17 protein-coding genes are annotated in these 18,279 nt (G+C 64.5%); 10 read left to right on the top strand and 7 right to left on the bottom strand.

Annotation, left to right across the window (positions count from 1 at the left end; translation table 11 throughout):
• Positions 1-29 precede the first annotated feature (29 nt).
• From sorA to AB7531_RS36870, 4 genes are all read left to right on the top strand, one after another.
• The gene (gene sorA, locus AB7531_RS36855; RefSeq protein WP_063985438.1) at positions 30-1,229 is read left to right on the top strand and encodes a SorA family sulfite dehydrogenase catalytic subunit; all 1,200 of its coding nucleotides are present in this window, start codon (positions 30-32) and stop codon (positions 1,227-1,229) included.
• A 12-nt stretch (positions 1,230-1,241) separates the two neighbouring features.
• The gene (sorB, locus tag AB7531_RS36860; protein WP_063985439.1) at positions 1,242-1,550 is read left to right on the top strand and encodes a SorB family sulfite dehydrogenase c-type cytochrome subunit; all 309 of its coding nucleotides are present in this window, start codon (positions 1,242-1,244) and stop codon (positions 1,548-1,550) included.
• Between the two features lie 208 nt (positions 1,551-1,758).
• Positions 1,759-1,959, top strand: coding sequence for a cold-shock protein (locus tag AB7531_RS36865; protein ID WP_008134691.1), 201 nt, complete (start codon positions 1,759-1,761; stop codon positions 1,957-1,959).
• Positions 1,960-2,302: 343 nt separating this feature from the next.
• Complete coding sequence (locus tag AB7531_RS36870; RefSeq protein ID WP_063982113.1) at positions 2,303-3,637, top strand: IS5 family transposase; 1,335 nt, start codon at positions 2,303-2,305, stop codon at positions 3,635-3,637.
• Positions 3,638-3,673: 36 nt separating this feature from the next.
• On the opposite strand, the gene AB7531_RS36875 is transcribed toward AB7531_RS36870, so the two are convergent.
• Positions 3,674-4,135, bottom strand: coding sequence for an Lrp/AsnC ligand binding domain-containing protein (locus AB7531_RS36875; RefSeq protein WP_038954741.1), 462 nt, complete (start codon positions 4,133-4,135; stop codon positions 3,674-3,676).
• A 114-nt stretch (positions 4,136-4,249) separates the two neighbouring features.
• Here AB7531_RS36875 and putA point away from each other — a divergent pair, with 114 nt between their 5' ends.
• The 3 genes from putA to AB7531_RS36890 all read left to right on the top strand — a co-directional run bounded on the left by putA (position 4,250) and on the right by AB7531_RS36890 (position 9,375).
• Complete coding sequence (gene putA, locus AB7531_RS36880; protein WP_441280245.1) at positions 4,250-7,243, top strand: bifunctional proline dehydrogenase/L-glutamate gamma-semialdehyde dehydrogenase PutA; 2,994 nt, start codon at positions 4,250-4,252, stop codon at positions 7,241-7,243.
• A gap of 122 nt (positions 7,244-7,365) precedes the next feature.
• The gene (locus AB7531_RS36885) at positions 7,366-8,571 is read left to right on the top strand and encodes a CaiB/BaiF CoA transferase family protein (protein WP_063985441.1); all 1,206 of its coding nucleotides are present in this window, start codon (positions 7,366-7,368) and stop codon (positions 8,569-8,571) included.
• Positions 8,572-8,727: 156 nt separating this feature from the next.
• The gene (locus AB7531_RS36890; RefSeq protein ID WP_063985442.1) at positions 8,728-9,375 is read left to right on the top strand and encodes a glutathione S-transferase family protein; all 648 of its coding nucleotides are present in this window, start codon (positions 8,728-8,730) and stop codon (positions 9,373-9,375) included.
• An 11-nt stretch (positions 9,376-9,386) separates the two neighbouring features.
• On the opposite strand, the gene AB7531_RS36895 is transcribed toward AB7531_RS36890, so the two are convergent.
• The 6 genes from AB7531_RS36895 to AB7531_RS36920 all read right to left on the bottom strand — a co-directional run bounded on the left by AB7531_RS36895 (position 9,387) and on the right by AB7531_RS36920 (position 14,731).
• Positions 9,387-9,554, bottom strand: coding sequence for a hypothetical protein (locus AB7531_RS36895; RefSeq protein ID WP_014492272.1), 168 nt, complete (start codon positions 9,552-9,554; stop codon positions 9,387-9,389).
• A gap of 80 nt (positions 9,555-9,634) precedes the next feature.
• Entirely contained in the window at positions 9,635-11,185 is a 1,551-nt protein-coding gene (locus AB7531_RS36900) for a hypothetical protein (RefSeq protein WP_063985443.1), read from the bottom strand.
• Between the two features lie 93 nt (positions 11,186-11,278).
• On the bottom strand, positions 11,279-12,250 hold the full coding sequence (locus AB7531_RS36905; RefSeq protein ID WP_441280246.1) for a hypothetical protein: 972 nt from the start codon (positions 12,248-12,250) through the stop codon (positions 11,279-11,281).
• 334 nt (positions 12,251-12,584) lie between these two features.
• Positions 12,585-13,082: a TPM domain-containing protein gene (locus AB7531_RS36910; RefSeq protein ID WP_063985445.1), complete on the bottom strand. Its 498-nt coding sequence runs from the start codon at positions 13,080-13,082 to the stop codon at positions 12,585-12,587.
• Between the two features lie 5 nt (positions 13,083-13,087).
• Positions 13,088-13,984: a TPM domain-containing protein gene (locus tag AB7531_RS36915; protein WP_063985446.1), complete on the bottom strand. Its 897-nt coding sequence runs from the start codon at positions 13,982-13,984 to the stop codon at positions 13,088-13,090.
• Between the two features lie 138 nt (positions 13,985-14,122).
• Positions 14,123-14,731, bottom strand: a complete 609-nt coding sequence (locus AB7531_RS36920) for a LemA family protein (protein WP_063985447.1) — start codon at positions 14,729-14,731, stop codon at positions 14,123-14,125.
• Positions 14,732-14,902: 171 nt separating this feature from the next.
• On the opposite strand from AB7531_RS36920, the gene AB7531_RS36925 reads away from it, so the two are divergent.
• From AB7531_RS36925 to AB7531_RS36935, 3 genes are read left to right on the top strand one after another with little or no spacing between them, the layout of a single operon-like run.
• Complete coding sequence (locus tag AB7531_RS36925) at positions 14,903-15,757, top strand: enoyl-CoA hydratase (RefSeq protein WP_063985448.1); 855 nt, start codon at positions 14,903-14,905, stop codon at positions 15,755-15,757.
• 4 nt (positions 15,758-15,761) lie between these two features.
• Positions 15,762-16,901, top strand: a complete 1,140-nt coding sequence (locus AB7531_RS36930; RefSeq protein ID WP_063985449.1) for an acyl-CoA dehydrogenase family protein — start codon at positions 15,762-15,764, stop codon at positions 16,899-16,901.
• A 15-nt stretch (positions 16,902-16,916) separates the two neighbouring features.
• Complete coding sequence (locus AB7531_RS36935) at positions 16,917-18,113, top strand: acyl-CoA dehydrogenase family protein (protein ID WP_063985450.1); 1,197 nt, start codon at positions 16,917-16,919, stop codon at positions 18,111-18,113.
• Positions 18,114-18,279 lie beyond the last annotated feature (166 nt).

Below are 18,279 nucleotides of genomic sequence, written 5' to 3' on the forward strand. Positions count from 1 at the left end.
CCAACGAAAAGCTCCGGGAGGAGACGAGAATGTTCGATCGACGCGACCTGCTCAAAGGAGCGGGCCTTGCCGCTATGGCGGCCACACTGAATTCCACCAAGGCGCTGGCACTCGACACCGTCACGCTTCCCTTCGCCAATGGCGAGCGGCCGCTGGTGAAATATCCGCAGAAGCGGCCGATGATCGGCCTGACCAGCCGGCCGCCGCAGCTCGAGACGCCGTTCGCGATCTTCAACGACGGTCCGATCACGCCGAATAACGCGTTCTTCGTGCGCTATCACCTCTCGGACCTGCCTTACAATCTCGATCCCGACAAGTTCACGCTCGAGGTCAAGGGCAAGGTCGACAAGCCGCTCAAGCTGTCGCTCAAGGACATCAGGAAAATGAAGGCGACCGAGATCGTCGCCGTCAACCAGTGCTCCGGCAACAGCCGCGGCTTCTCCGAGCCGCGTGTCGCCGGTGGCCAGCTCGCCAACGGCGCGATGGGCAATGCGCGCTGGCGCGGCGTGCCGCTGAAGGCCGTGCTGGAGATGGCAGGCGTGCAGAGCGGCGCCAAGCAGGTCACCTTCAACGGCATGGACGGCCCCGTCAGCGACAAGACGCCCGATTTCGTCAAGGCGCTCGATCTCGAGCACGCCACCGACGGCGAGGTGATGCTGGCCTATGGCATGAACGGCGAGGACCTGCCGTTCCTCAACGGCTTTCCGCTGCGCCTGATCGTCCCCGGCTATTACGGCACCTACTGGGTCAAGCACCTCAACGAGATCACCGTCATCGACAATGTCTATGACGGCTTCTGGATGAAGTCGGCCTATCGCATTCCGGACACGCCGAACAATGCGGTCGAGCCGGGCACCGCGCCGAAGGCGACGATCCCGATCAACCGCTTCACCATCCGATCCTTCATCACCAGCGTTCCCGACGGTGCCAAGCTGAAGGCAGGCGGCACGACGCTGCGCGGCATCGCCTTCGACGGCGGCAAGGGCATCAAGGACGTCCAGGTTTCCACCGACGGCGGCAAGACCTGGGTCAGCGCCAAGCTCGGCAAGGATCTCGGCAAATACTCATTCTGTGAATGGAAGCTGCCGGTGAAGCTCGCGGCGGGCGCCCACGAGCTCAGGGTGCGCGCCACCGGCAATGGCGGCGAGACCCAGCCGGATGCGCCACGCTGGAACCCTGCGGGTTATCTACGCAACGTCGTCGAAACCGTCCGCGTCACCGTGGCCTGAGAGAGAATGATCATGCAGCGCACCGTTCTCCTCGCCATCTCACTCACCGTCGCCGCAATGGTGGGTTCGGCGCTTGCAGCGCCGCTCAACTACAAGACGCCCGACGAGGTCGCGGCCTTCAAGCCAGGCCCCAATCTCGAGGTCGTGCAGGGCAATTGCAGCGCCTGCCACTCGGCCGATTACGTCAACACGCAGCCGCCGATGAAGGACAAGAAAGGTTTTTGGCAGGCCGAGGTGACCAAGATGATCAAGGTCTATGGCGCCCCGATCGACGATGCCGATGTCGGCAAGATCGTCGATTATCTGGCCGCGACTTATTGACGGATGGCGCGCGGCGTGCCGATCAATTGACCGCGAAACGGGCAGAATCGGCAAAATCGCTGCGAAGTTGAGCGGAATTCGGCGAAATGCCGATATGGTTTGAGCTACCAAGCCGGCCACATTCCGCGTATCCTGTTAGGACCGAACCGGCCGGTTGGCGGGGACTGGCGGTTCGAGATCTCGGAGGAAGACCCGCGGAGAAGACGTGATGGCTAAAGGTACGGTCAAGTGGTTCAACCCGACGAAGGGTTATGGATTTATCCAGCCTGCGTCGGGCGGCAAGGATGTGTTCGTGCATATCTCGGCAGTGCAGAAAGCCGGTCTGTCGTCCCTGAACGAAGGACAGACGGTGGAATACGAAGAGATCGCAAACCGGGGCAAGACCTCCGCAGAGAACCTCAAAGTATAAGCCCGGCAGCCTTTGCTGCCTCCCGGATCTGTCCGGGAGCCGGGCCAAAAAAATTTTAGAAGACGGCCAGTGCATTCGACGACGGGCGTTGCGATTGCACACGGAGAGCTATTTTCCCGCGAAGACCGCTCGTTCAACGCCACAGCAATGACAATCGCGACGGCCCTTCGTTAGTCGTCCGTGAAGAATGCGGATTGATCTGAGAAATAAGCAGAATTTGTCTTGATGTAGTATTCGATTTTGCAGGAAAGCGGGGTGTTGGACCTCGCTTTCTTGCGTTTTAGGATTTTGCTTTTGGGCGATTCGTGATTCCCTGACGGCGTCGTCGACATTGGGGAATGCGATGAGCAAGCCGAGGGATGATCGCCAGAAAGACCTGTTGCTTCCGGCGCTTGATCAGATCATCGACATGGGTCATCCGCTGGTGCGGTTGGCAGCGCTGATCGACTGGAACATCCTGAATGAGCGCTTCAGTTCAGTGTGCCAAGCAGGGTCGGGCCAGCCGGGCTTGCCGACGCGGCTAGTCGCCGGCCTGTTCATTTTGAAGCACATGCACAACCTGTCAGATGAGGTGCTGTGCGCTCGCTGGATCGAGAACCCCTATTACCAATACTTCTGCGGCGAATTGAGCTTCTGCCACCGTCTGCCGTTCGATCGATCGTCGATGACACGCTGGCGGCAGCGGCTCGGCGAGGAACAGCTCGTCGCCCTGATCCAGGAAAGTCTTTCAGTGGCGCACAAGACCGGCGCCATCGGTCCCAAGGACCTGGAACGGGTGGTCGTCGATACCACAGTGCAGCCCAAGGCGGTTGCACATCCGACCGACGCGCGGCTGCTGCATCGAGCAATCACCAAGCTGGTCGGGCTCGCCAAGTGCAACCGTGTGCCGCTACGCCAGAGCTATCTGCGCCTGGCCAAGCGCGCCGCCATCATGACCGGCCGCTATACCCACGCCCACCAGTTCAAACGCGCCCGGCGGCAGCTCAAGTTCCTGCGGACACGGCTTGGCCGGATCATCCGCGACATCCGCCGCAAGATTGATGGCGATACGGTGCTGGAAGCTCGCTTCGGCCCGTTGCTCGGTTTAGCGCAGCAGGTGCGCAGCCAGGATCAGCATCAGCGCGGTCCGAAGGTCTATGCGTTACATGCTCCGGAGGTTGAGTGCATCGGCAAAGGTAAAGCCCGCGCGCCCTACGAGTTCGGCTGCAAGGTCAGCATCGCCACCCCTGTGACGTCTCCGAAGGGCGGCCAGTTCGTGCTCCATGCCAAGGCCCTGCATGGCAATCCCTTCGATGGGCACACGCTCGGTCCCGTAATCGCCGACATGGAGAAGCTCACCGGGGTGGAGACTCGCCGTATCCACGTCGACAAAGGATATCGCGGTCACAACCACCCGCATCGGTTCAGGGTCTGGATCTCGGGTCAGGTCCGCCGCGTCACAGCTTCCATCCGTCGCGAGATGAAGCGTCGCGCGGCTGTCGAGCCTGTCATCGGCCACGTCAAGGCCGAGCACCGCATGGACAGAAATTATCTCAAGGGACGCCTCGGCGACCGCATCAACGCTGTTCTCGCCGCCGCCGGCTATAACTTCGGTCTGCTGCTGCGATGGCTCGCAGAGCTCTTGCGTGTCATCATCCGAGCCTTCTTCGAGACCGTCCCGGCTCGAAACACCGCTTGAGCCGGGCGCCGCCGCCAGTTCTTCACGAACGACTCGTTAGTCCACCGGCAATGGTGCGTCGCGCTTGATCTCTTCCATCACCGCATAGGTTCGCGTCTCGCGCACGCCCGGCATCGACAGCAACGTCTCGCCGAGGAAGCGTCGATAGGCGGTCATGTCCGCAAGCCGCGCCTTCACAAGATAGTCGAAGCCTCCTGCAACCATGTGACACTCCAGCACCTCGGGTGCGAGTTTCACCGCGCGCGCGAACCGCTCGAAATTGTCCGGCGTGGTCTTGTCGAGCAGCACCTCGACGAACACCAGAAGACCCAGGCCGAGCCGGTGCGGATTGAGCCGCGCGCCGTAGCCCTCGACAAAGCCCTCCCGCTGCAACCGCTTCAGCCGCTCGCCGACCGAGGTCGGCGAAAGCCCGATGCGCTCCGCAAGCTCGACATTGGCGATGCGCCCGTCCTGCTGCAGAATTGAGAGGATCTTCCGGTCGATTCGATCGAGTTCCATATTTTATGTGGCCAATGTACCAATGATCTTCATTTTCTAAGGCAAAATGGCTAATTTGTCTATCGAACTACGGTCTAGCGGGCCTTATCCTGGATTCGAGCCACAGGACACGCCATGCCGAACATCCCGCCGCCCTTCACCGCCCCCTATGCGCCCGATGATGCCGAGATTGCCGCGCGACTCTTGCCCGCTTCGCATCTCGGCCCGCCGCAGGAGGCGCGGATCGACCGCACCGCGACGCGGCTGATCGAGGCGATCCGCAAGCGCGACGACCGGCTTGGCGGGGTCGAGGACATGCTGCGGGAGTTCGCGCTTTCGACCAAGGAGGGGCTCGCCCTGATGGTGCTGGCCGAGGCGCTGCTCCGCGTGCCCGACGCGCGCACCGCCGACCAGTTCATCGAGGACAAGCTCGGCGAAGGCGACTTCATCCACCACGAGACCAAGTCCACGGCCTTCCTGGTCAATGCCTCGGCCTGGGCGCTCGGCCTCTCGGCGCGAGTGATCCAGCCCGGCGAGACGCCCGACGGCACCATCGGCCGGCTGGTGAAGCGGCTGGGCGCGCCGGCGGTGCGCACCGCCACGCGCCAGGCGATGCGGCTGATGGGCAACCATTTCGTGCTGGGGGAGACCATCGAGCAGGCGCTGGAGCGGGGTAAGCCGCGCTCCGGCCAAAAGACGCGCTACTCCTTCGACATGCTCGGCGAGGGCGCGCGCACGGCGGAGGACGCCAGGCGCTATTTCGACGCCTATGCGAGCGCGATTCTGACCATCGGCAAGGCTGCGGGCAGCTATCCCCTGCCCGACCGGCCCGGCATCTCGGTCAAGCTGTCGGCGCTGCATCCGCGCTTCGAGGCCATCAGCCGCAACCGCGTGATGGGCGAGCTGGTGCCGCAACTGCTGGACCTGGCGCAGCGCGCCAAGGCGCATGATTTGAACTTCACCGTCGACGCCGAGGAAGCGGACCGGCTGGAGCTGTCGCTCGACGTGATCGCGGCAACGCTCGCCGATCCCTCGCTCAGCGGCTGGGACGGCTTTGGCCTGGCGATCCAGGCCTATCAGAAGCGCGCGAGCGCCGTGATCGACTATGTCGACGCGCTCGCCCGCGCGCATGACCGCAAGCTGATGGTGCGGCTGGTCAAGGGCGCCTATTGGGACACCGAGATCAAGCGCGCGCAGGAGCGCGGGCTGGACGGCTATCCCGTGTTCACGCGCAAGGCGATGACGGATCTGAACTACGTCGCCTGCGCTTCGAAGCTTTTGAGTCTGCGGCCGCGCATCTTTCCGCAATTCGCCACCCACAACGCGCTGACGGTCGCGACCGTGCTGGAGCTTGCGCAAGATGGCGGCGGCTTCGAATTCCAGCGCCTGCACGGCATGGGCGAAGCGCTCTACGAACAGCTCGCCAAGGATCATCCTGACATCGCCTACCGCACCTATGCCCCGGTCGGCAGCCATCGCGACCTGCTCGCCTATCTGGTGCGGCGGCTGCTGGAGAACGGCGCCAACTCGTCGTTCGTGGCGCAGGCGGCCGACTATCGTGTGCCGGTTGTGGCGCTGTTGCAGCGTCCGGCCGATGCCATCGTCCGGCCGCAAGCGGCGGCCCATCCCAGAATTCCGTTGCCGGGCGATCTGTTCGCGCCGGACCGGCGCAATTCGCGCGGCGTCGAATTCGGCGCGCGCGCGGCGCTCGACCGGCTGCTGGCGGACGCGAAGGCCGAGGCAGCCGACCTCAAGCCCATAGCCGACACAACGCCGGACCGAGCCAATGCGTCGGTGACTGCTGCGCGCGCCGGCTTTGCCGCCTGGAGCCGAACGCCGGCGGCCACGCGCGCGGCCGCACTGGAGCAGGCCGCGCATCTGTTGGAGAGCCGGAGCGCCCATTTCATCGCGCTGCTGCAAGCCGAGGGCGGCAAGACGCTGGACGATGCGCTATCGGAGCTGCGCGAGGCCGCCGACTTCTGCCGCTACTATGCCGCACAGGGTCGAAAGCTGTTCGGCGTTGAGGCCGCCATGCCGGGCCCGACCGGCGAGAGCAATGCGCTCGCGATGCGCGGCCGCGGCGCCTTCGTCGCGATCTCGCCGTGGAATTTCCCGCTGGCGATCTTCATGGGCCAGGTCACGGCGGCGCTGATGGCCGGAAACAGCGTGATCGCAAAACCCGCCGAGCAGACGCCGCGCATCGCGCGTGAGGCCGTAGCGCTGCTGCACGAGGCCGGCATTCCCAGGAGCGCGCTGCATCTCGTCACCGGTGACGGCCGCATCGGCGCCGTGCTGACGGCGCATGCCGACATCGCCGGCGTCGTCTTCACCGGCTCGACCGAGGTCGCGCGCCTGATCAACCGGACGCTCGCCGCCAAGGAGGGGCCGATCGTGCCGCTGATCGCGGAGACCGGCGGTATCAACGCCATGATCGCGGATGCGACCGCGCTGCCCGAGCAGGTCGCCGACGACGTCGTGACCTCGGCCTTCCGCTCCGCCGGCCAGCGCTGCTCGGCGCTGCGGCTGCTGTTCGTGCAGGAGGATGTCGCCGACCGCATGATCGAGATGATCGCGGGCGCGGCGCGCGAATTGAAGATCGGCGACCCCGGCGATGTCGCGACCCATGTCGGTCCGGTGATCGACGCTGAGGCCAAGCAGCGCCTCGATGCGCATATCGCGCGGATGAAGTGCGAGGCGCGGCTACACTTTGCAGGCACTGCGCCCGACGGCTGCTTCGTCGCCCCGCACATTTTCGAGCTCAAGGACGCCGGCCAGCTCACCGAGGAGGTGTTCGGCCCGATCCTGCACGTCGTGCGCTATCGCGCGGAAAACCTCGACCGCGTCCTGCAGGCGATCGAGCGCAGCGGCTATGGACTCACGCTCGGCATTCACTCCCGGATCGACGACACCATCGAGGCGATCATCGATCGCGTCCAGGTCGGCAACATCTATGTCAACCGCAACATGATCGGCGCCGTGGTCGGCGTGCAGCCATTCGGCGGCAACGGGCTGTCCGGAACCGGCCCGAAAGCGGGCGGCCCGCATTATCTCGCACGCTTTGCGACCGAGCAGACCGTGACGATCAACACCGCGGCAGCCGGCGGCAATGCCGCGCTGCTTGCGGGGTAGGAGTGAAGCCCTGCGCCTGGCGCCGTTGCATCCCGCCGAAACATCGGTCTAATGCTGCCATGACTTGACCTGCGCCAATTCCAGCGCGCGGGAAACAACAAGAGCGAGGGAGCTACGCCGCGATGGAAAAGGGCATTTTTGCAGGGCTCAAGGTTCTGGACTGCGCGAGCTTCATCGCAGCGCCCGCCGCCGCGACCGTGCTGTCGGATTTCGGCGCCGACGTCATCAAGATCGAGCCGCCCGGCGCCGGCGACCCCTACCGCAATCTGCCCAACATTCCGGGCTATCCGACCAGCGAGCACAATTTCGCCTGGCTGCTGGAGGCCCGCAACAAGAAAAGCATCGCGCTCGACCTCTCCAAGCCGGAGGCGCAGGCCGTGCTCTACAAGCTGGTCGAAGAGGCCGACGTCTTCATCACCAACATGCCGCCGCCGGTGCGCGCCAAGCTCGGCATCACCTATGATCATCTCGCCCATCTCAACGACCGGCTGATCTACGCCTCCTTCACCGGCTATGGCGAAAAGGGCGAAGAGGCCAACAAGCCCGGCTTCGACAGCAACGCCTATTGGGCGCGTTCAGGCCTGATGGACCTCGTCCGCGCCGACACCCACACGACGCCGGCCCGCTCGGTCGCCGGCATGGGCGACCATCCCTGCGCCATGGCGTTCTATGGCGCCATCGTCACCGCGCTGTATCAGCGCGAGAAGACCGGCAAGGGCTCGCATGTCGCCTCCAATCTGATGGCGAACGGGGTGTGGGCCGCGGGCACGCTGGCGCAGGCAAAACTGTGCGGCTCCAAGTTCGCCGAGAGGCGGCCGCGCGAACGTGCGCTGAACGCCGTGGCCAACCACTACCAGTGCAAGGACGGCCGCTGGTTGATCCTGTCGCTGCTGAGCGAGGAGAAGCAGTTTCCGATACTGGCCAGATGCCTGGGACGCGAGGACCTGATTGACGATCCGCGTTTCGCCACCAAGGCCGACCGTCACGCCCGTTCGGTCGAACTGATCAAGATTTTTGACGAGACCTTCGCCACCAGGGATCTTGCCGAATGGCGCAAGATCCTCGACGGCAACGGCCTCGTGTTCGGCATCGTCGGCATTCTCGACGACATCCCCAACGACAAGCAGATGCTCGACAACGAGGTGCTGGTGCCGTTCGAGAACGACACCATGCTCACCATCTCCAGCCCGATCTGGATCGACGGCGCCAAGAAGGTCCAGCCGCGCAAGCCGCCCGCCGTCGGCGAGCACAGTGACGAGATTTTGCGCGGGGCGGGATACGACGAGAAGGCGATCAAGCAGCTGCGGGGTTCGGGGGCGGTCGGCTAGAAGCGTCGCTGGCGCAACCCCCGTCATTGCGAGCGCAGCGAAGCAATCCAGAATCCCATCGCGGATGCATTGCTGGATTGCTTCGCTGCGCTCGCAATGACGGCGTGGAAGCATCCCGGTATAACGATCGGCAAAGCTCCCGCGCCGCGAGGTCCCATGCCCAGCTACCGCCTGCACTACTTCCCGGAATCCGGCAACAGCTACAAGCTGGCGTTGATGCTGACGCTTTGCGGCGAGACGTTCGAGCCGGTGTGGACCGATTTTGGCGGCGGCGTCACGCGCACGGCGGAATGGCGCAAGGCCGTGAACGCGATGGGCGAGATTCCCGTGCTCGAGGTCGACGGCGTGAAGATGACGCAGACCGCACCGCTCCTGCTCAAGCTTGCCGAGCAGTACGGCCGTTTCGGCGCGGAGACCGAGGAGGAAAAGTTCGAGCTGCTGCGCTGGCTGTTCTGGGACAACCACAAGCTCACCGGCTACATGGCGACCTATCGCTTCATGCGGGCGTTCACTGAGAAAAACGATCCGCAGGTGCTGAAGCATTTTCGCCGGCGGCTCGAGGACTTCCTCGGCATTCTCGACGGACATCTCCAGCATAATGCCTTTGCGATCGGGGCGAAGCCGACGATCGCCGATATCTCGATGATGGCCTACCTGCACTATCCGAGCGACGAGCACGGCTTTGATTTCGCGGCGAGCCACCCTGCCATTCACGCCTGGCTCGGCCGCATGGCCGCGCTGCCCGGCTGGAAGCCGGCCTATGAGCTCTTGCCCGGCAAGCGGATGACGAATTACGCGAAGTGAGGGCGCTGGCACTAACCCCGCAGTGCCAGCCAGCCCAGCGTGAACAGAATCCCGCCGACGATGACGACCACCGCGACCGCCCAGGTGCTGACGCGGATGCTGCCGGTGACCTGCTTGGCTTCCTCATTGCGCGCGATCTCGCGATTGCGCTCCTTATCGGCGTCGCTGGTCTCAGTCATGGGTCATCCAAATCGGTTGCGGGCTTTATCTGGCGCGTGATCCTTTCGAAAAACCGCTACACGCTGTTTCGGATCACGCGCTAACGCGTCTTGATGAAGCACATGCCGATGCGGCTCGATGCCGCGGCAGCCTGACAGGTGAGACCTTTAGCACAGCTCCATGACGTAAAACTCTTATCCGACGCTCCCGATCCCGCATTTTGCAGGGAACAATGGGCACCCCAGCCATCCTGATATTCGGTGCCGGCCAGCTCGCCGCTGCCGCGGGTCTGCGGCCGGCTGGCAAATCCGCGTGAGAAATCAGGGCGTTTTCCCGCGGCGAATGCGGTGAGGATGTCGCGGCGGCGGACCTGGTCGCCGAAGAAGTGCGGCGAGGCCGGCACGATGGTGGAGTTCGACGGCTTGTCCGCCAGCCAGTCGACGCCGGGGAAATGGAAGCCGCCGATGCCGCGGGTCTGGTGGCAGCCGCCGCAGGTGACGTCGTTGAGGCGGCGCTGGAAGCCCGCGACCGAGCGGATGTTCTGCATGTCGATGCCACGCGCCGCCGCCTGCTTCAGCGCGCCGACCACGTCGTTGTCGTTGAAGACGGGCTCGCCCTTGTTGCTGTCCCTGTCCTCCCCTTGCACCATGCCGAACTCCGGCTGCAACGGCGAAGCATCGAGGCCCGCCGGCGTCGGCACCACCGCGGCCTTGGCCAGGAATTTCTCGGGGATCAGCACCGTGCCGCGATCGAACTCGCGGAGATTTTCCGGCGCAAGCAGCCAGGCCTTGAAGTCACGTCGAAGATCGTCGTCGGCGAGGATGCGGTCGCGATCGATCTGGTTCTCCAGCGTCGATTCCTCGAACGTCTTCGTCGCGGCGTTATACTTGAACACCTTGAGCAGATAGTCGGAGCGGAAATCGTGCAGTGCCGATTTCGGCGCGATGGAGATCTGGATATTGGTCTCGATGCGGTCGAGCATGGCGTCGGAAGGGGAGATGCCGCTGCCGATCAGCCCCTGCCAGTCGCCATTGTCGAGCCAGCGCCGCGCGACCTCGGCGCAGGTAACAGGCTTGCCGCTCGCATCGGTCTGGCGCGCATCGCGTGCCTTCATCACCAGATTGAACGTCATCGGCAGACGCGTTGCGGTCTTGCCACCTTCCGGCTTACTCTCGAAACGCACCAGCCGATAGATCAGCCTGATCTCGCCGCACGCCTCCTCCGAGACATAGGCGCGGTCCATGCGACTGACGATGCCGGCCAGCACGAAGCGGGTGTCGCGCGATTTGAGATTGGCCCGATCGAACAGCTGCACGTCAAAGCCTTCACCGACGCCGATGGTCTCGGTCGGGTACGCCGCCTTCTGCCTGATGATGTAGCGGTCGAACTCCGCGTCGATCGCGGGTGGAATTCCCTTGAGCTGCGACAGCGACGAGAACAGCAAATCGGTCGTCAGCGGAACGTTTGCGTTCCGCTCCGGCCATAGCAGGCGCGAGATCGTGAGCGAATCGTTCTGGTCGAGCTTGCGGAGCAGATCGGGATCGATGATCGCCGTGCCGCGCGTCAACGGCGCGTTCTCCGCTGCGAAAAGCGAAGCAGTCCCGCCAAGCAAGACGGCGGCAGCAACGAGAATTCGCAACGCGCGGCTCATGCCTTCAGTAACACCGCGTAAGCCGGCCTATTCAAGTCAAAAGGCGCCTCACATGGTGGTGAAGCGCCTCTTTGAAGAGCGGAGATCGAACGCTCAGCGTGCGACGATCAGGCCCTTGCTGGTGACGACGACCCAGCGGCCGTCCTGACGGCGGATCGCATCGACGCGGCCAATTCCGGGGATGGGGTCACCGGCATAGACCTCGTAGAGGCCGCCGCGGCCCTCGATCAGCGCGCCGCCATTGGCAACGTCCCGCAGAACCCAGCCGTCGATTGTCGGCAACCGGCCGACCTCGGTCTTGGGCGCGGCAGGGGCCGGAACCGGTGCAGCGGCTGCGGTCGCAACCTGGGTCGGCGCGATCGAGCCGGTGGTCTCCTTCGCGGCGGCAGCCGCGGCCTGCGCGGGGGCCGCGGGCGGCGTGGCGCGGAGCTTGTCGACGGTCTCGGACAGCTTTGCGATTTTGGCCATCGGCTCGGCCTGGGCCTTCTCGAGCTTGTCGAGGCGGTCATTGGACCGGTTGAACTGGCTGAGGCCAGTCTTGGAGGTGTGCTCGACATTCGCCTTCAGTGCGACGACATCGGCATCGATCCGGGCAACCGAGGATTCCAGCGCGCTGGTGTCGGCGACCTGCACCGGCGCGGGGGCCGGGGGCGCGAAGTGCATCATGCCCGCAGTCGCGAGCGCGCCGCTGATGGCGCCGACGCTGGCCGCAATCGCCACCACCGCGGCCATCGCCGACAGGCGGCGCTTGCCGCCGGTCTCGCGCGGCTCGTCCGCCTTCACATGCGGGGCAAACTCTTCGCGCTCCCAGGAGCGCTCCGACGGTGCCATGACGATGAGCTTGCCGGGCTTTGGCTCGGGCTTGGTCTCGGCCCTGGTTTCGAACTTCGGCACCTCGACCTTGGGCGGCTCGACCTTGGGGGCTTCAGCCTTCACCGGATCAGCTTTGGGCGGCGCTTCATGGTCGGGCGCAATCGAGGGAGCCTCGATGCCGGCAGCCTCGACGGCCTGCGGCGCGGTCACCGCGGCTTCGACGCTCGTATCCTGGGCAGCCTGCTCAGCCATTGGTTCGCTCACAGTTCGAATACTCCACTCTGGATTGACCTTTTGGTAACTTTCATTGCTTGCGAAATCCTTACTTCGGGACCCGCTTACCGAAATTTTAGGAAGTCATCCGGGGCCGAATTGGGCCGGGAACGTGGAACCGGTGTGGCGGGCGTGAAACAAATTGTAAGCCGGGGAAGATGAACGGCCGCGGAATGGGTGCCTCCACACCGTCATTGCGAGCACAGCGAAGCAATCCAGAATCTTTCCAAAGCCGCCGTCTGGATTGCTTCGTCGCGAGAGCTCCTCGCAATGACGGAGCGCGCCGCACCCGCCGGCTCCCAATCACTATCCGTCACATCACGACCGGCGCATCCGGCAGCTCGTTCGCATGCGGGCCCTGCGGCGGGAAATGTCGCGACAGCTCGCGCGACACCGCCGCGATGCCGCCGATCACGCCGCGCTCGAACTGGCCGGAGGCGAACTCGGCCTCCATCGCGCGGCAGATGTTCTCCCAGCCCTCGGCACCGACCTTCGCGTGAATGCCGCGGTCGGCAACGATCTCGACGTCGCGATCGGCGAGCAGGAGATAGATCAGGACGCCGTTGTTGTGCGCGGTATCCCAGATGCGCAAGTGAGAGAACACGTCGAGCGCACGCTCACGGGCCGGCTGGTTGCGGAACAGCGGTCGCCCGTCGAGCGCGCCTTCGACGACGAAGCGGACCTGGCCGGAATGTGTGCTCTCACCCTGCTTGATCGCCTGCTCGATGCGGGCGAGCACCTTTGGCGGGAAGATTTGCTTCGCCCGCCAATGATGCTGCACGAGATGTCTGGCAATGCGCTTCATGCTCATGACCGCTACCAGCTCCCCGAGGCGCCGCCGCCGCCAAAACTGCCGCCACCGCCGCTGAAGCTGCCGCCGTCGCTGGACGACGATCCGCTGCTCCAGCCGCCTCCCGAAGAGCCGCTCGACCACGAGCCGCCGCGCGACGATCTCGTGGCTGGCGCCATCGCCGCAAACAGATCGGCGATGAAGCCGATGACGAAGCCCAGCGCTCCGAGCGCGAGCGCGATTGCAAAGGACCCGAGAATGAGCCAGGTCAGCGCCGCGATGATGCCGCCGGTCGCCAAGGAGCCAAGCAGCCGCCCCAGCATGGCCCGGAAGAAGCCGCCGACCCCGATCGAGGCGAACAGCGTCACGATGAACAGCGGCGCGATATCATCCAGATTACCGAAATTCACAGTCGGCGAAGGTACTGGCAGCGGCTCCCCGTCGATCACGCGGATCATGCGATCGACACCATCCGAGATGCCGCCGCCGAAATCGCCCGTCCTGAATTTCGGCGTGATGATCTCGTCGATGATCCGCCGCGAGGTGACGTCGGTGAGCGCGCCCTCGAGGCCGTAGCCGACCTCGATGCGCAAATGCCGGTCGTTCTTGGCGACGACGAGGATCGCGCCGTCGTCCACCTTCTTGCGGCCGACCTTCCAGGCGTCGGCAACGCGGATGGAAAACTGCTCGATCGTCTCCGGCTGCGTGGTCGGCACGATCAGGACGGCGACCTGGCTGCCTTTTCGAGTCTCGAAGTCTCGCAGCTTTTGCGACAGCGCGGCGACGTCGGCGCTGGAGAGCGTGCCGGTCTGGTCGACCACGCGACCTGTGAGTTGCGGCACGGCGACATCGGCCAAGGCGGGGAAATTGAAGGCGAGGAGGAGTACGAATACGGCTATCGCTTGCCACAACCTCGCTGTCATCGCCCGGCTTGACCGGGCGATCCAGTATTCCAGAGACGCCGGCGGATTACGGAGAAGCTGCGGCGTACTGGATTCCCCGCCTTCGCGGGGAATGACGGCGGTGGGTGGGGCTGGGCGCATTCGCAAAACGGCGCGCAGCTACTTCGACGGCGCGGGCGCCGGGTTGAAATCGACCTTCGGCGCGGTCGAGATCTCCTTTTCGTTCTCGACCGCGAAATTCGGCTTCTCCTTGTAGCCGAACATCATCGCGGTGAGGTTGCTCGGGAAGGAGCGAATGGTGACGTTATAGTCCTGCACCGCCTTGATGTAGCGGTTGCGCGCGACCGTGATGCGGTTCTCGGTGCCTTCGAGCTGCGACATCAAATCCTTGAACAGCGCATCGGACTTGAGCTGCGGATAGTTCTCGGTGACGACCAAGAGACGTGACAGCGCGCTGGAGAGCTCGCCCTGGGCGGCCTGGAACTTCTGGAAGGCGGCGGGGTCGTTCAGCACCTCAGGCGTCGCCTGGATGCTGCCGACCTTGGCGCGCGCATTGGTGACGCCGAGCAGCACGTCCTTCTCCTGCTGCGCAAAACCCTTCACCGAGTTGACGAGATTGGGCACGAGATCGGCTCGGCGCTGATACTGGTTCACGACCTCGGACCAGTTGCCCTTGATCTGCTCGTCCTCGCTCTGGATGGCGTTGTAGCCGCAGTTGGTCAGGCTCAGCGAGGCCAGAGCCGCCAGCACGGTCAGGATCTTGCGCATCAAATTCCTCCCGGTGAAATCTGGCGTAAACTATCAGATTGAACGCGCGGGGTGCCAGACATCTTGTGCCGGCGGCGCGAAAAGCAACCGACTGACGCAAGCCCCTTGCCTATCCCTGGCCGACATAGTCAACTTGAGCAAAACAAGAACGGAAACGCCAAGGGGAACGCGATGAGCTCGTTCGAGACCATCCTCGTGGAGAGGCCCGAGCCGGCGATTGCCCGGATCGTGATGAACCGGCCCGAGGCGCGCAACGCGCAGAACCTGCAGATGACCTACGACCTCAACGCCGCCTTCGACGAGGCGGTGCAGGACGACGCGGTCAAGGTGATCATCCTCGCCGGCAACGGGCCGCATTTCTCATCGGGCCACGATCTGCGCCCCGGCGGCAAGAACGCCGCAGGTGTCGATTTTCCGCCGATCGGAAATTGGGGCGGCTTCGCGGAGGCGAACGCGCATGGCCGCTTCGCGCGCGAACAGGAAATCTATCTCCAGATCACGCGGCGTTGGCGCAACCTCGCCAAGCCGACCATTGCCGAGGTGCACGGCAAGTGCATTGCCGGCGGGCTGATGCTGGCCTGGGCCTGTGACCTCATCGTCGCCAGCGACGATGCGCAGTTCTGCGATCCCGTGGTGACCATGGGCGTCTGTGGGGTCGAATGGTTCGTGCATCCCTGGGAGCTCGGACCGCGCAAGGCCAAGGAGTTTTTGTTCACGGCCGACGCATGGAGTGCGCAGGAGGCGCATCAGCTCGGCATGGTCAACCGGGTCGTGCCGCGCGCGGAGCTTTCAGCGTCGGTGCTGGAGCTGGCGCGCCGGATCGCATCAAAGCCGTCCTTCGCGCTGAAGCTGACCAAGGAAGCCGTGAACCGCTCGGTCGATGTGATGGGCCAGCCCGCCGCGATCGACCAGGCCTTTGCGCTGCATCAGCTCTGTCACGCCCATAACCTTCAGGAGTTCGGCATGGTGGTCGATCCATCCGGACTGCATCCCTCCGTGCGCAAGCCGCCGGCGGCCGCGGAGTAACGACATGGACCTCAATCTGAGTGACGAGCAACGGCTGCTGCGCGAAAGCGCGGAACGCTTCGTGGCCGAGAGCTACGACGCCGATCATCGCCGCAAAATGGCGAACGATCCGTCCGGCTTCAGCCCTGCGGTGTGGAAGCAGTTCGCCGAGCTTGGTTGGCTGGCACTGCCGATCGCGGAAGAGTTTGACGGGCTCGGTGGCGGCGCGGTCGAGATCGGCATTCTGATGGAAGCCTTCGGCCGCGGGTTGGTGTCGGAACCGTATGTTGCAACGGTGGTGCTTGGAGCCTCGCTCATCGACAAATGCGGCAGCACCGCGCAGAAGCAGGCGAGGCTGCCGAAGGTCGCGGATGGATCGCTGAAGCTCGCCTTTGCCCATTCCGAGCGCACGGCGCGGTTCGATCTCGCAAAAGTCGCGACCGTCGCCCACAAGACGGCGCAAGGCTGGCGTCTTGCCGGCAGCAAGATCGCGGTGCTCGAGGGCCACGCCGCCGACGAGATCATCGTATCCGCGCATGTCCACGACCATCAGGGACCGTCGGGGCGGATCGGCCTGTTCCTGGTGCCGGCAAAGACACCGAGCCTCGCCATCAGCGACTACGAGCGTCTCGGCGGCGGACGGGCCTGCAATATCGAGCTGTCCGGCGTCGAGCTGCCGGAGGATGCCCTGCTCGGCGACGGACATGACGCCCTGCCCGCGATCGAATGGGCCATCGATCGCGCCATGGCTGCGTTAGGTGCCGAAGCCGTCGGCCTCATGCAGACGCTGCTCGACACCACGCTGGAATACACCAAGATCCGAAAGCAGTTCGGCCGGCCGCTCTCAGCCAACCAGGTGATCCGCCACCGCCTCGCCGACATGGCAATGCAGGTCGACGAGGCGCGCTCGATGGCGCTGCGCGCCGCGCTGAAGGTGGACAGCCCGCCGATCGAGCGCGCGCGGGCCGCCTCCGGTGCGAAAGCGAAGATCGGCAAATGCGCGCGCTTCGTCGGCGAGCAGTCGATCCAGCTTCATGGCGGCATGGGCGTCACCGAGGAGCTCGAGGTCGGCGCCTATTTCAAGCGGCTGGTCGCCTTCGACACGCTGTTCGGCGGCAGCGCGCACCATTACAGCCGCCACGCCCAGCTTGGCCGCACGGCCTGACACAAGGAGCGCATCATGGACCTCTCGTTCAACACCGAGGAGCGCGCTTTCCAGGACGAGGTGCGCGGCTTCATCGCCAAGAATCTCACCGAGGAGATGAAGCGCGCAACCGCGCTGACGCCGTCGGTGTTCTCCGATCCTGATATCGGCATGGCCTGGCAGCGCGCGCTGCACCGGCAGGGCTGGGGCGCACCGGGCTGGCCGGTCGAATATGGCGGTCCGGACTGGACGCCGGCGCAGCGCTGGATTTTCGAGACCGAAAGCGCTCGGGCCGGCGTGCCCAATGTCAACGTGATGGGCGTGAAGATGGTCGGGCCTGTTATCATCGGCTTCGGTTCGCCCGAGCAGAAGAACTTTTATCTACCGCGCATTCTCTCCGGCGAGGATTATTGGTGCCAGGGCTATTCCGAGCCGGGCTCCGGCTCCGATCTCTCGTCGCTGAAGACGCGCGCGGTGCGCGACGGCGACGACTACATCATCAACGGCACGAAAATCTGGACCACGCATGCCCACCACGCCAACCGCATGTTCGCGCTGGTGCGCACCAGCGACGGACCGCGGCAGCAGGACGGCATCAGTTTTATTCTCATCGACATGACAACGCCGGGCATCACCACGCGCCCGATCCTGACCATCGGCGGCGACCACGAGGTCAACCAGGTGTTCTTCGACGACGTGCGTGTGCCCGTGGCCAATCGCGTCGGCGAGGAAGGCAAGGGCTGGACCTACGGCAAGTATCTGCTCGAGTTCGAGCGGGGCTCCGGCATTGCGTCAGCGAAGCTGCGCGAGGGACTGAAGGCGATCGCGGAGCTGGCCGAGTCGGACCTGACCGGCCGCGCGATCGACAGCCCGGATATCGCCGTGCGCATCTCCGAGGTCGAAATCGACATCGACGCGCTGGAGATGACCGAGCTGCGCGTGCTCTCCGCACTTCAGACCGGGCAAAATCCCGGCGCGGTGTCGTCGATCCTGAAGCTGCGCAACAGCGAGATCCGGCAGGCCGTGACGCGGCTGGGGGCCGACGTGATCGGCCACGACGCCCTCGCGGTCGAGCCGATGCGCCCGCTCTACAAGCTCAACCACGCGCCGGCGACGCCTGAGGAGATGCTGACGGTGGTGCCGGAATATCTCAACGGCCGCGCCTACACGATCTTCGGCGGCACCTCGGAGATCCAGCGCGACATCATCGCGAAGATGATGCTGGGGATTTGAGGGCGTGGGGATTTAGCCAGAGCTGGCGCGGCATTCTCCGCTGTCGTCCCGGACAAGCGCAGCGAAGCGAAGCGCAGATCCGGGACCCATAACCACGGGGTGAGGTTATGGCGCGAGCTGGTCACCACGAGTCTTCGTCAAACAACGTCCTGTGGTTATGGGTCCC

Source organism: Bradyrhizobium sp. 63_E2_N1_3 (assembly GCF_052076005.1).
Classification (GTDB): domain Bacteria; phylum Pseudomonadota; class Alphaproteobacteria; order Rhizobiales; family Xanthobacteraceae; genus Bradyrhizobium; species Bradyrhizobium barranii.

Excerpts from the sequence above, each read along its gene's own strand:
- sorA (WP_063985438.1), top strand. The coding sequence starts at position 30 with ATGTTCGATCGACGCGACCTGCTCAAAGGAGCGGGCCTTGCCGCTATG.
- sorB (WP_063985439.1), top strand. The coding sequence starts at position 1,242 with ATGCAGCGCACCGTTCTCCTCGCCATCTCACTCACCGTCGCCGCAATG.
- AB7531_RS36865 (WP_008134691.1), top strand. The coding sequence starts at position 1,759 with ATGGCTAAAGGTACGGTCAAGTGGTTCAACCCGACGAAGGGTTATGGA.
- AB7531_RS36870 (WP_063982113.1), top strand. The coding sequence starts at position 2,303 with ATGAGCAAGCCGAGGGATGATCGCCAGAAAGACCTGTTGCTTCCGGCG.
- AB7531_RS36875 (WP_038954741.1), bottom strand. The coding sequence starts at position 4,135 with ATGGAACTCGATCGAATCGACCGGAAGATCCTCTCAATTCTGCAGCAG.
- putA (WP_441280245.1), top strand. The coding sequence starts at position 4,250 with ATGCCGAACATCCCGCCGCCCTTCACCGCCCCCTATGCGCCCGATGAT.
- AB7531_RS36885 (WP_063985441.1), top strand. The coding sequence starts at position 7,366 with ATGGAAAAGGGCATTTTTGCAGGGCTCAAGGTTCTGGACTGCGCGAGC.
- AB7531_RS36890 (WP_063985442.1), top strand. The coding sequence starts at position 8,728 with ATGCCCAGCTACCGCCTGCACTACTTCCCGGAATCCGGCAACAGCTAC.
- AB7531_RS36895 (WP_014492272.1), bottom strand. The coding sequence starts at position 9,554 with ATGACTGAGACCAGCGACGCCGATAAGGAGCGCAATCGCGAGATCGCG.
- AB7531_RS36900 (WP_063985443.1), bottom strand. The coding sequence starts at position 11,185 with ATGAGCCGCGCGTTGCGAATTCTCGTTGCTGCCGCCGTCTTGCTTGGC.
- AB7531_RS36905 (WP_441280246.1), bottom strand. The coding sequence starts at position 12,250 with ATGGCTGAGCAGGCTGCCCAGGATACGAGCGTCGAAGCCGCGGTGACC.
- AB7531_RS36910 (WP_063985445.1), bottom strand. The coding sequence starts at position 13,082 with ATGAGCATGAAGCGCATTGCCAGACATCTCGTGCAGCATCATTGGCGG.
- AB7531_RS36915 (WP_063985446.1), bottom strand. The coding sequence starts at position 13,984 with ATGACAGCGAGGTTGTGGCAAGCGATAGCCGTATTCGTACTCCTCCTC.
- AB7531_RS36920 (WP_063985447.1), bottom strand. The coding sequence starts at position 14,731 with ATGCGCAAGATCCTGACCGTGCTGGCGGCTCTGGCCTCGCTGAGCCTG.
- AB7531_RS36925 (WP_063985448.1), top strand. The coding sequence starts at position 14,903 with ATGAGCTCGTTCGAGACCATCCTCGTGGAGAGGCCCGAGCCGGCGATT.
- AB7531_RS36930 (WP_063985449.1), top strand. The coding sequence starts at position 15,762 with ATGGACCTCAATCTGAGTGACGAGCAACGGCTGCTGCGCGAAAGCGCG.
- AB7531_RS36935 (WP_063985450.1), top strand. The coding sequence starts at position 16,917 with ATGGACCTCTCGTTCAACACCGAGGAGCGCGCTTTCCAGGACGAGGTG.